Below are 11,979 nucleotides of genomic sequence, written 5' to 3'. Positions count from 1 at the left end.
AAAATATGTCGCCATAGTGTAACGGCTGAGGCCTGCCCCGCCCAGCGCAATGGCCCAGGTCATCCGCGATTTCAGCTGAGTTGGCACGCCCTGTGCTTGATACTTTCTTTCTAGCCGTCAATGAAATGGCGAGCGCTCACGGGGCAAGGCGCCCCCACGCCTGCGGAGGACACCATGGCAAGCCACCTCTCCCCCCTGGAACCCGACGACTTTCGCCAGCGTGCCGCAGAGCTGCTCGCGCCTCTCTATGGTGCACGCAGCGAAGAGGTCCTGCGCCGTCTGCTGCGCCTGATCGAAGCGCAGGGGGCCGGGTTGAGGCACCGTCATGGTGCACGCCAGACGCTGTGGAGCGAGCAGGACCAGTGGCTGATCGTCTATGGCGACTCGCTGCTGGATGCCGACAAGCCCCCCCTGGCGGTACTCGATGAGTTCCTGAGCAAGCGCCTGAAGACCGTCTTCAGCGGTGTCCATGTGCTGCCCTTCTTCCCCTGGAGCAGCGACGACGGCTTCTCGGTGATCCACTATCGCGAGGTCGACCCGAAACTGGGCGACTGGCGCGATATCCGGCGCCTGGCCAGCCACCATGATCTGATGGTGGACCTGGTGCTCAACCATGTCTCGCGGGAATCGCTGTGGTTCGCCGACTATCTCGGCGGCAACCTGCCCGGGCGCGACTACTTCATCGAGATGGACCCCGATACCGATCTCAGCGAGGTGGTGCGTCCGCGCAGCTCACCGCTGCTGGTCCCCGTCAGCACCCGCCGTGGCGTTCGCCACCTGTGGGCGACCTTCTCCGAGGACCAGATCGACCTCAACTTCGCCAACCCCGACGTCTTGATCGAATTCGTCGGCATCCTGCTGTTCTACCTGCAGCAGGGCGCCCGCATCGTCCGTCTGGACGCCGTCGCCTTCCTGTGGAAACGCCCCGGCACCCGCTGTATCCACCTTCCCGAGACCCACGCGGTGGTGCGGCTGTTGCGGGCGGTGGTCGACCACGTCGCCCCCGGCACCCTGATCATCACCGAGACCAATGTGCCCCACGCCGAGAACATCAGCTACTTCGGCCTTGAGCGACAGGACACGCCGCCCGACGAGGCCCATCTGGTCTACCAGTTTCCGCTGCCACCTCTGTTGCTGCACACCTTGACCAGTGGCGAGGCCGGCACCCTGGCGCGCTGGCTCGACAGCCTGCCCGAGCTCCCCGCCGGCTGCAGCTATCTGAACTTCACCGCCAGCCACGATGGCATTGGCGTGCGCCCGCTGGAAGGCTGGCTGGAAGGCCACGAGATCGACGCCCTGGTCTCCTTGATGCAGCGCTTCGGTGGCTTCGTCAGCATGCGCCGGCAGGCCGACGGCAGCGACAGCCCCTACGAGCTCAATATCACCTGGTTCGACGCCATGAGCGGCACCCGGCGCGGCCCCGACCCGTGGCAGGTCGAGCGCTTCCTGTTGAGCCAGCACCTGATGCTGGTGCTGAAGGGTATCCCCGGCGTCTACCTGCACTGCCTGACCGCCACCCAGAACGACCACGACGGGGTCGAACGCAGCGGGCGCCTGCGTTCGATCAATCGCAAGCGCTGGGACCGCCAGGAGCTGGAACCTCTGCTGGACAGCCGTCACACGCCGACCCGCGAGGTGTTCTTCGCCCTCACCCGACGCCTCGAGATCCGTCGCAGGGAACCCTGCTTCCACCCCGATGCGGCCCAGACGGTCATCCCCACACCACCGGAACTGCTGGCGATACAGCGCGGCCCCCTGGACGATGGCCGTCGACTGTTGGCCATTCACAACGTCACCGATCGGCCTCAGCCACTGGTACTGGACGGCCTCGACCAGTCCGGCTGGCAGGACCTGCTGGAAGGAGGCGCCTGGCGGCCCGTCGACACCCTGGCCCCCTATCGTTCACTGTGGCTGGTGCGCACCGACAGATAAGCCACCGCGCGCTCGGTGTATCACACAACAGCGCGGCCCTGGCGCTTTCACTGCCCGGCGACGTCAGCGGTCGAACCGATGGCGTTTGCTGCTGTCCTAGTGCGAGTGATTCTCGCTTGTCGCGGGATTCGTCCTACAAGATGCCGGAGAGTAACGACATGCCCCGCCGCCCCCGACTGCCCCGCCTCCCCGACCTGCCCCGCCATCAGCGTTCCTTCATGACCCTGGCGGCGGTGGCCTTCGGCCTGATGCCACTGTCCAGCGTCGAGGCAGAGGACCACCCCGCCCCCATCGAAGCGCTGGAAGAGGAAGGTCTTGAGGTGCACGGTGAATTCGACGCGCCGGGTGGACTCAGCGGCTTCGCCGCCAGCCATCGCGGACAGCCGATGACCATCTTCGTCACCGAGGATGGCGAGCACGCCATCGTCGGCAATCTGATCGATGCCGACGCCAACAATCTGTCGGAGGCGCCGCTGGAGCGCCTGGTACGCGGCCCCCAGGACGAGACCACCTGGCAGAGCCTTGAGGACAGCGCCTGGATCGCCGACGGCGATCCCGACGCCGAGCGCATCGTCTATGTGTTCACCGATCCCAACTGCCCCTACTGCACCCGCCTGTGGCAGCAGAGCCGGCCCTTCGTCGAAAGCGGCCAGGTCCAGCTACGCCACGTGATGGTCGGTATCCTCGACCCCGAAAGTCCGCGCCAGGCGGTCACGATGCTGGCCGCCGATGACCCTCAGGCCGCCCTCCGCGCCCATGAGAGCGGCGATCCGATTGAGCCCATGCGCCAACTGCCCAGAGACCTGGAGCAGCGCCTGCAGAGCAACCACGAACTGTTTCGCAGCTTCGGCATGGTGGCGACCCCGGGCATCGTCTATCGCAACGATGGCAAGCTCGAGATGAGCCAAGGCCTGCCGAGCGAAGAACTGTTCCATACCATCATGGGGCCGGAGCCCGACTGACAGGGTTGATCAAGGCGCTGGCCTTCTGTGCCAGCCCGTTGCCGGCTTTATACGAAAAGTCGACGAGCGATGGTTAGACAAGGCAAAAATCGGTGAGAAAGCGCAGTTTACGTGGTGTAAATGAGCATTTTGACCTGATTTTTAACGCCGTATTACCGAGCGCAGACACTTTTCGTCAAAGCCTTAGACATCCCCCGCGTTATCGGCCTCTACCGCGCTATATAGCTGTTCGGGCAGGTCCGGCAAGGCCGCCCGCACACGGTTCCAGCTCGGGATAAAGGGCTTCTCCCTGGGGTTGTCGAGAAAGGCGTTACCGGCCTCGATCAGATTGGCGGCAAACAACTCCACCGCCTGCTCCTCGGCGTGACGGTCCAGGCTCAACCCGTTCATGGTGGCGTCGTGGTCGTAGGCCTCGATCAGATCGAGGGCCAGGCGATAGTAGGTGGCCTTGAGGGTACGAAAGCCTTCCGACGAGAACCCCACACCCTGGGTGGCCAGCTTGCGATAGAGCGCCTTGGCAATATCCAGGCTCATGCGGTTGAGCCCGGTGGCCGCGTCATCGGCGGACACCGGTTGATGCTTGTGGTCGTAGACGTCGGCGATATCCACCTGACACAGCCGATTGGTGGAGTGGTCGCGGTGGACCTCGGACAGCACCCCGATCTCCAGCCCCCAGTCGGCGGGGATACGGATGTTGTCCAGCACCTCGGTACGCATCGAGAACTCCCCCGACAGCGGGTAGCGATAGCTGTCCAGGTAGTCCAGGTAAGGCAAGGGCCCGTGCATGATCTTTAGCGCCCGCAGCAGCGGGGTCACCATCAGCCGGGAGACCCGGCCGTTGAGCTTGCCCTCGGCGATACGCGGGTAGTAGCCCTTGCAGAAGGCGTAGTTGAAGCGTGGGTGGGCCACCGGATACATCAGCCGTGCCAGCAGGCCGCGGTCGTAGGTCAGGATATCGCAGTCATGCAGCCCCACCGCGGCGGTGCGCCCGGATGCCTGCACATAGCCCGCACAGAACCACACATTGCGGCCCTTGCCCGGCTGCTGTGGCGCCAGGCCTTCCTCGGCCAGCTGCGCGTCCAGCGCGCTCAGGCGCGGGCCGTCATTCCACAGGATGCGATGGTGCTGGGGCAGGCGCGAAAAGAACTCGCGTGCCCGCAGAAACTGGTCCCGGTCGGCACGATCGAGGCCGATCACGATCTCCGACAGATAGCTCGCCTGGGCCAGCGACTCGACGATGGCGTCCAGCGCCGGTCCTTCCAGCTCCGAGTACAATGACGGCAGGATCAGCCCGAGCGGGCGCTGGCGGCCGAAGCGCTCCAGATCCGCCTCCAGGTCTTCGACCTTGCGCCGGGTCAGGTTGTGAAAGTCGGTGATGATGCCGTTCTGGTGGAAATCGCTCATGCCTCACCCTCCTCGCCCAGCTTGTGATGATCCTTGTCGTCGGCGCCGCCGGCATCGGTGCTGCCGGCCTCAGCGCTGCTGGCAGGCTCCGCCGCGTCCTGCTCTCCCCAGAAGTGCGCAACCCCCTCGGCCCAGCCCCAGGGGCCCAGCGCCTCGCTGCGATACAAGCGCGGCTGGCACGGGGACACGTCGAGGCCATGGCGGGCACGAATCACCACCGCCGCATCGGTGGCCTCGAGCATGGCGACATCGTTGGGGCCATCGCCCAGCGACAGGGTCTCGGGGCGTCGGCCCTTGAGCGCCTCGAAGCGGGCGCACAGCCATTGCACCGCCTGGCCCTTGTCGGTGTCGCCGAGCACGTGCCAGAAGCGCCCGCCCCTCGTCATGCGCAGGCCGTCACTGGCCAGGCCCTCGCGAAAGCGCTGCAGCAGCGCTTCGTCGTCTTCCCACAACAGCGGCTCGCTGCCCTCGCGCAGGCGTGCCAGGCGAGCCTCCTGTTCATCCAGACCGGTGAAGGCCACCACGTCCTCCAGCGCCATCTCGCTCATGGTCAGAAAGCGCGCGGACAGCCGCTCACGCCAGATCGCCACCCGCCGGCGAATCAGCCCGATATCCACCCCGAGGGTGCGGATCACCAGGCCATCCGGGCCCGGCTGTCCCTCACGTCGGGCGTGACACCAGCTGGGGGGCAGCGCAATCACCGCGCCGTTCTCGGCGATAAAGGGGCGATCGGCGAGGCCGAGCTGCTGGCGCAGCCCGAGCAGTTCACTGCGGGTCTTGCTGGTCACCGGGATCGCCGCAACGCCGGCCTCACGCAGGGCATCGAGCCAGGGCTCGGCGGGCTTCCAGCCGTAGTCATGGTGGTCGAGCAGCGAGCCATCCAGGTCGGTGAACAGCAGCCTGGGCCCGTCGAAGGCACCGATTCGGGGAGTCGTGCTGGCGTGCATGGTGGGACCTTCGCATCAAAAGTGTTCACCGAGATACAAAGCAAGGGCTGCGCCATCGCTGAGAAGAGCAACGGGAAAACAAGCAGATGAAGGGAATGTAGACGTCAGCGCAACGAGGCCCCGTCAGGTCCGGGGCGGACGCGGCCGTGCCCGGTGCAGGATAAGGCACCACAATGGTGCATCGACAGCCGACGCCCCGCTGCAAGCACACAGCCCCAGAACGACGACACCCCCGAGAGCGGAGCTCTCGGGGGTGTCTTTGGTGGCCTGAGCGGCGGGTCACCCCGCCGGGCACTCAGCCGTAGACCGGCAGACGGGTGCAGACTTCTTCCACCTTGGCCTTGACCTCGGCCTCGATGGCCTCGGTGGACTCGCCCTTGGCCATGACGTCGAGGATGTCGCAGATCCAGCCAGCCAGATCACCGCACTCGCTCTCGCCGAAACCACGGGTGGTGACCGCCGGGGTGCCGATACGCAGGCCAGAGGTCACGAAGGGGCTCTGCGGATCACCGGGCACGGCGTTCTTGTTGACGGTGATGTGGGCACGACCCAGGGCCGCGTCCGCGTCCTTGCCGGTCAGGCCCTGCTTGATCAGCGACAGCAGGAAGAGGTGATCCTCGGTGCCGCCGGAGACCACGTCGTAGCCACGCTCGATAAATACCTTGGCCATGGTCTGGGCGTTCTTGACCACCTGCTGCTGGTAGGTCTTGAACTCGGGCGCCATGGCCTCCTTGAAGCAGATCGCCTTGGCCGCGATGACGTGCTCGAGCGGGCCGCCCTGGCCACCGGGGAAGACCGCAGACTGCAGCTTCTTCTCGATGTCGGCGTCGTTCTCGGCGGACAGGATCAGGCCACCACGGGGACCGCGCAGGGTCTTATGGGTGGTGGTGGTGACCACATGGGCGTGGGGCAGCGGATTCGGGTAGACACCGGCGGCAACCAGGCCGGCCACGTGGGCCATGTCCACCAGCAGGAAGGCACCCACCTCGTCGGCGATCTCGCGGAAGCGTGCCCAGTCGATGATCTGGGAGTAGGCGGAGAAACCGGCGATGATCATCTTCGGCTGGTGCTCGCGGGCCAGGCGGGCCACCTCGTCGTAGTCGATGCGGCCGGACTCGTCGATGCCGTACTGCACGGCATTGTAGTGCTTGCCGGAGAAGTTCGGGCGGGCGCCGTGGGTCAGGTGACCGCCGGCGTCGAGGCTCATGCCCAGCACGGTGTCACCGGGCTTGACCAGGGCCTGGAAGACCGCGCCGTTGGCCTGGGAGCCTGAGTGCGGCTGGACGTTGGCGTAGCTCGCGCCAAACAGCTCCTTGGCATAGTCGATGGCCAACTGCTCGACCACGTCGACGTACTCGCAGCCACCGTAGTAACGCTTGCCGGGATAGCCTTCCGCGTACTTGTTGGTCAGCTGGCTACCCTGGGCTTCCATCACCCGGGGGCTGGCGTAGTTTTCGGAGGCAATCAGCTCGATGTGAGCCTCCTGACGGGCGACTTCCTTCTGCATCGCATCGAACAGGGCATCATCGAAACCGGCAATCTGCATATCACGGCTGAACATCGGCGGCATAACCTCGCAGCGGGGGATTCAAGGGGCAATCGCGAAAAGCGGGCCGCCATCATAGCGCAGCCCATGACCGCTTTCACATGAAAGACCGTCATGGGCTGCTGCATGATTTCTCATCTTGGCTTCAGTCAGACTGAAGCGTGGCCCACCGGGCGCTCTTTTCCAGGCTCAGCCCGAAACGCCGGCGGGCGCCACGACCCTTCGGCCAAGCCCTAGTCCATCGTGACTTCCATGGACAACGCCTGGGGCAGCCCCAGCGGGTCCTGGGCCAGCTTCTGGAGCTGTCGGCTGGGTGGCAGGCTGAGGTCGATTGACATCTCGCTGGCCTCACCGGCCATCATCTGCACCAGCCCCGTGAGCACCGCGCCGATCTGCGGTCCCATCATGATGCCGAAGCCTTCGGACTGGGTCCTGAGCTGTTCGAGCAGGGCGTCTTCGGACACCCCCTGGGTCGCTGCCACCACCGGTGCGATACGCCCGAACACGCCCAGATCGCTGAGACTGAGCGAGACGTCGCCGCCCTGGGTGTCCAGCTCGGTCCAGTCCTCGAGGCCGGCAAAGTAGGCCGCAGGGTCCTGGCCCTTGGGCAGGTTTACCGGCAGGTCACTGTCGAAGCCGAGGCGGAAGGCATCGGCTGCGGTCATCTCGAAACGGCTGGCCACCTGGCCATTGGCACCGCTGGCCTCCCAGGTACCGTCCATGTCGGCGTCCAGGGTGAGCTGTCCGGAGCCATCGGTCAGCACGTTGCTGACCAGACGTAGCTGGGTGCGCTCGTCCACCGGCGCCAGCTCGATCATCCTGGCCAGATCCACCGTCAGGTTGTCCATGCGCCCGCTGTACTCGCCGTCGTTCATGTCGCCGTCGGCCACCAGATGCTCAAGGCTTGCCACCAGGCGATCGGTGGCGATCTCCAGGTCCTCGAGCTCGAGGGCGTCCACCGTGGGCGCGTCGCTCGCAAGCCCCTTGAGGCCGGTCAGACTGAGTGACGGCAGCGAGAAGGTTCCGGCCCCGAGCTCCTCGAAGTTGTCGCTGGAGCCGCTCATCCCGGTCAGCGTCAGGCTGCCGATGGCATCGGCGCTGACGTCGCTGGCGCCCAGGCTCTGGATCTCGATGCGTCCGGGATAGTCGCCCCAGGGAAGGTCAGCCCCCACCTTGCCCTGGCGCTGATCCATCACCAGTCCTTCCAGGCTAATCCCGGCCAGCGGGTTGTCTTCATCCCAGGGCAGATCACGCAGATCGAGCACAGGCTGGCCGGGCTCCTCGAACACCAGCCGCTCAAGCAGCATGCTGGCGCCCCGGTCGACCAGCTCGATGTCCTCGAGCACCACTTCTTCCGGCGCGTCGTAGTCGCCCTCGACCAGGTAGCGCGCGATGGTCAGGCGTTCGCCGCTGTCGCCGGTCAGGGTCAGGTTCTCGGCACTGGTGGTGCTGCCGAGCAGCTCATCGGATACCTCGCCGATCTCGAGGGTACCTTCACGCTCCAGGGCCGCACGCAGGTCAGCCTCGAGACGTTCGGCGTCGGCCTGGGCGACGCTCGCCCCCAGAGAAAGCAGCGCCACGAAAGGGACGGCGTGGCGGGAAGACAGACGGCACTTCATGAACTTTCACCTCCGGTGTGAAAATAGAACCTGGCAAACGCCAACGATCTTTGCCGATACGGCAGTTGTGTCAGCCTTCACTGTAGCGCCTGAACGAACCCGTCGACAGGCCTTCAGCAGTGTTGACAGGACATCGGTCACTCAATCCAGCGGCAGGCGCGCCGACAACCGCCGACTCACCTCCTCGATCACCGCCAGGCGCGCCCGACGCTTGTCGTTGGCGTCGATCAGCACCCACTCGCCGCCAGGGGCATGAGTTTCCGCGAACATCTCGTCGATGGCCTGCTGGTAGTCGTCCCAGCGCTCGCGGTTGCGCCAATCCTCGTCGGTGAGCTTGTGCCGCTTGTGAGGAGTCTCGGCCCGGGCTTCGAAACGCTCGAGCTGCTCGTCCTTGTCGATGGCCAGGAACAGCTTGACCAGCACGGTGCCGTGCTCGAGCAGGCGCGCCTCGAACTGGCGAATCTCTTCAAAGCCGCGTCGCCAGTCCCGCTCATCGGCGAGGCCTTCGACCCGTTCCACCAGCACCCGGCCATACCAGGAGCGGTCGAAGATCGCCACCCGGCCATCGCGGGGCAGACGATGCCAGAAGCGCCACTGCCACGGGTGCAGGCGCTCCTCCTCGGTGGGCGCAGCGATCTGATGCACACGGTACTGACGTGCATCCATCGCCGAGGTCAGGCGATGGATGCCGCCGCCCTTGCCGGCAGCGTCATGGCCCTCGAACACCACCACCAACGGCACTCCCTGGCGCGCGGCACTGCGCGCCAGCTGGGCCAGCCTGGCCTGGGCGTCGGCCAGGCGCTCGCTGTAGTCGCGCTTCTTGAGTCGGGGGGGCGGGTCGTCATGCTCGAGGGCGTCGAGCCGAGGGGGAGCGATGGCATTCAGTGGGGGAGTCTCGGGGCGCTCGAGGGCCGGGACAGGGCTTGCCATGACCTTCTCGAGGACTTCGGCCACCTGGGGCAGCAGGTCGTTGCCGGGGCTCGCGTCGAGCTCGATCCAGGGACTGTGGCGACAGTGGGTGCGCGCACGCAGGTCGCGGGCAAGCTCATCGAGCAGGCCATGCTGGGCGTGGCGGCGCCACTTTTCGTCGGTGACCTGCCAGCGACTGGCCGGGTCGGCGGCCCAGGCCTCGAGTCGTTGTCGCTGGGTGTCTGCATCGATCTGCAGCCACAGCTTGACCAGGCGAACTCCGTCGGCGGCAAGCTCCGCCTCGAACTGACGCATCTGTTCGATGCGGTCATTGTAGGCGCCCTCACCCAAGGCGCGGGAGGCCCGCGCCAGCACCGCATCGCCGACCCAGCCATGGACGAACACCCCGAGCCGGCCACGCCCTGGAAGACGCCGCCAGAATCGCCACCAGTAAGGTCGTCGGCGCTCCTCGTCGCCGGGCACCAGGGCGTGCACCTCGGTCAACCGGTTCTCCAGCCAGTGGTTGAGCAGGTTGATCAGCTCGCCCTTGCCGGTGGCGGCGTGGCCGGCCACCAGCACTACCACTGCCCGATCCGCTCGCTGGGCCAATTCCAGCTGGGCCGACAGCAGGCGAAACCGCTGACACTCCTCGGCGGACATGGTCTTGCCGGAGGCGCTCTTGCGAGAGGCGTTGCTGGTTGAGCCCCGCTTCTTTCCCTTTGCCACCTTGGTCCTGGTCATCGTCGCTCCTTCATGACGCACTTCCCTGTTCATAAGGCGCTTCGCTTCGCATAAGGCGCATCGCTTTGCATGAGGCGCATCGCTTTGCATGAGGCGCTTCGCGTTTCGTGAGGCGATTCACCCTTTCATGCCATGATTCGCCTTTCAGGCCTCGCCCAGCAGCCCCAGGCTCGCCGCCGGCGCCTGGCGCCGAATGCCCCGGGACAACAGATGCCCTACCAAGCCCAGTACCACAGCGCCGAGCGTCGGGACCAGCAGCCAGACCCAGGGATGCACCCGCGGCGGCAGATCCAGCCACAGCAGATATAACGCGGCCGTGGCGACCTCCGCCAGCAGCGCCGCCATCAGGCCGCTGGCCAGTCCCAGAACGGCAAATTCAGCCCACTGCACCCGCGCGAGCAGACGGGAACCTGCGCCAAAGACGCGCAACAAGCCGCTTTCGTGGGCACGTACCGGCTGACTGGCGATCAACGCGGCGTAGAGCACACTGACCCCGGCCAGCAGCACGAAGGCCAGCACCACTTCCACCGCCCGGGTCACGTGCCCCAGCACCTCACGGACCTGCCCCAGCAGGGCATCCACGTCGAGCAGCGTCACCCCCGGGAAGGCCTGGACCAGGCTCCCCAGTTCGCGCTTCTGCTGCTGCTCCAGATAGAAGGCGGTGATGTAGCTATGGCCGTAGCGTTCCAGCACACCAGGCGGGAAGATCACGTAAAAGTTGGGCTTGAAGCTGTCCCAATCGAGGTCGCGGAGACTGGTGATCTCACCGACCAGGGTGTCGGCGCCGATGGTGAAACTTAAACGATCCCCCAGCGCCAGCCCCAGACGTTCTGCCAGTTCTCGTTCCATGGAGATCGGCGCCGTCTCGGCGACGTCATCGCCTGCGGGCGCCGAGGACGGCTGGGCGTCCACCTCGTCGAGCCAGCCGCCGGCCTCGGCGCGCGAGGCAAACCATTCGCCGGCCACCAGACGATTACCGCTCGGCAGGTCCTCCCGCCAGGTCAGGTTGAGCTCCCGGCGCAGGGCGTTTTCTCCCCTCGCCTCGGGGGGCACGGCCTGCCTCGGCGGCTGGCCGTTGATCGCGGTGATACGCCCGCGGACCATGGGGTAGAGATCACTGCTGGCCTCGGCGATGGCCTCGAGCCGCTGCTCGAAGTCGTCGCGCTCGCCGGGCTGGATATTGATCGCGAAGTGATTGGGTGTGTCCTCGGGTAACTGCGCCTGCCAGGTGGTCAACAGATCGCCCCGCACCAGGGCGATCATGGTCATGGCGAAGAAGGTCACCGCGAACGCCAGCATCTGCCCCAGGCTGGCGTTGCGACGGCGCGCCAACTGCCGAGCGCCCAGACGCAACGACCCGCGCAGACCAGCGGGATCACCACCGTCGAGCCGCGCGGCCAGACGCAACAGTCCATCGAGGATCAAGCCCGCCAGGCCCCACAGTACGCCCAACGCCACCATGCCGCCGGCCAAGAGTCCCGCCGCCAGCCCCAGGCTGCCGGAGTACAGCCAAAGCAGAGCACCGAAGGCCAGCGCCGCCGCCAGCAGCAGCGACCAACCGGAGGCAGGCAAGGGGTCCAGCTCCCGGCGCAGTACCTTGAGTGCGCTAACCCGCTTCAAGCGCAGCAGGGTCGGCCCGGCAAAGCCGGCCAGCACGGCCAGTGCCGTCAGCACGCCCAGCCACAACGGCAAGGCTCCGGGGGGCGGCAGCTCCAGCGGCAGAAAACGCTGCATCAAGGCCAGCAGCAACGCCTGCCCCGCCAGCCCCAGAAGCGCGCCGATCAGCGAGGCCACCAGCGCCAGACCGGCCAGCTGGAACGTAAAGATACGCGCCAGGTCCCGCTGGGACGCGCCGAAGCAGCGCAGTAGCGCGGCGGTATCCAGATGGCGATCGACGTAGCGCCGCGTCGCCATGGCCA

8 protein-coding genes are annotated in these 11,979 nt (G+C 66.2%); 2 read left to right on the top strand and 6 right to left on the bottom strand.

Translation table 11 applies throughout. From position 1 onward, the window contains the following. The first annotated feature begins 174 nt into the window (after positions 1 to 174). A complete protein-coding gene (locus NH448_RS17300) occupies positions 175 to 1,932 on the top strand; it encodes a sugar phosphorylase (protein ID WP_108131392.1) in 1,758 nt (585 codons plus the stop codon). Between the two features lie 158 nt (positions 1,933 to 2,090). After that, positions 2,091 to 2,894, top strand: coding sequence for a thiol:disulfide interchange protein DsbG (gene dsbG / locus NH448_RS17295; RefSeq protein ID WP_253029118.1), 804 nt, complete (start codon positions 2,091 to 2,093; stop codon positions 2,892 to 2,894). 183 nt (positions 2,895 to 3,077) lie between these two features. Here dsbG and NH448_RS17290 read toward each other — a convergent pair whose 3' ends face one another. The 6 genes from NH448_RS17290 to NH448_RS17265 all read right to left on the bottom strand — a co-directional run. Then, a complete protein-coding gene (locus NH448_RS17290) occupies positions 3,078 to 4,298 on the bottom strand; it encodes a glycosyl transferase (protein ID WP_045991048.1) in 1,221 nt (406 codons plus the stop codon). Further along, positions 4,295 to 5,245: an HAD-IIB family hydrolase gene (locus NH448_RS17285; RefSeq protein WP_253029117.1), complete on the bottom strand. Its 951-nt coding sequence runs from the start codon at positions 5,243 to 5,245 to the stop codon at positions 4,295 to 4,297. Before NH448_RS17285 ends, NH448_RS17290 begins: the two co-directional genes overlap by 4 nt. 295 nt (positions 5,246 to 5,540) lie before the next feature. Next, positions 5,541 to 6,806, bottom strand: a complete 1,266-nt coding sequence (glyA, locus tag NH448_RS17280) for a serine hydroxymethyltransferase (RefSeq protein WP_045991047.1) — start codon at positions 6,804 to 6,806, stop codon at positions 5,541 to 5,543. A gap of 218 nt (positions 6,807 to 7,024) precedes the next feature. Further along, positions 7,025 to 8,410, bottom strand: coding sequence for a hypothetical protein (locus NH448_RS17275; protein WP_108131389.1), 1,386 nt, complete (start codon positions 8,408 to 8,410; stop codon positions 7,025 to 7,027). A gap of 141 nt (positions 8,411 to 8,551) precedes the next feature. Further along, a complete protein-coding gene (locus NH448_RS17270) occupies positions 8,552 to 10,060 on the bottom strand; it encodes a polyphosphate:AMP phosphotransferase (protein WP_181248569.1) in 1,509 nt (502 codons plus the stop codon). Between the two features lie 144 nt (positions 10,061 to 10,204). Beyond that, positions 10,205 to 11,979, bottom strand: a 1,775-nt coding sequence (locus tag NH448_RS17265; RefSeq protein WP_253029116.1) for an FtsX-like permease family protein, incomplete at its 5' end; no start/stop codon positions are given.

Source organism: Halomonas sp. OfavH-34-E (genome assembly GCF_024124525.1).
Classification (GTDB): domain Bacteria; phylum Pseudomonadota; class Gammaproteobacteria; order Pseudomonadales; family Halomonadaceae; genus Halomonas; species Halomonas litopenaei.
This window is presented reverse-complemented; position numbering and strand designations above follow the sequence as displayed.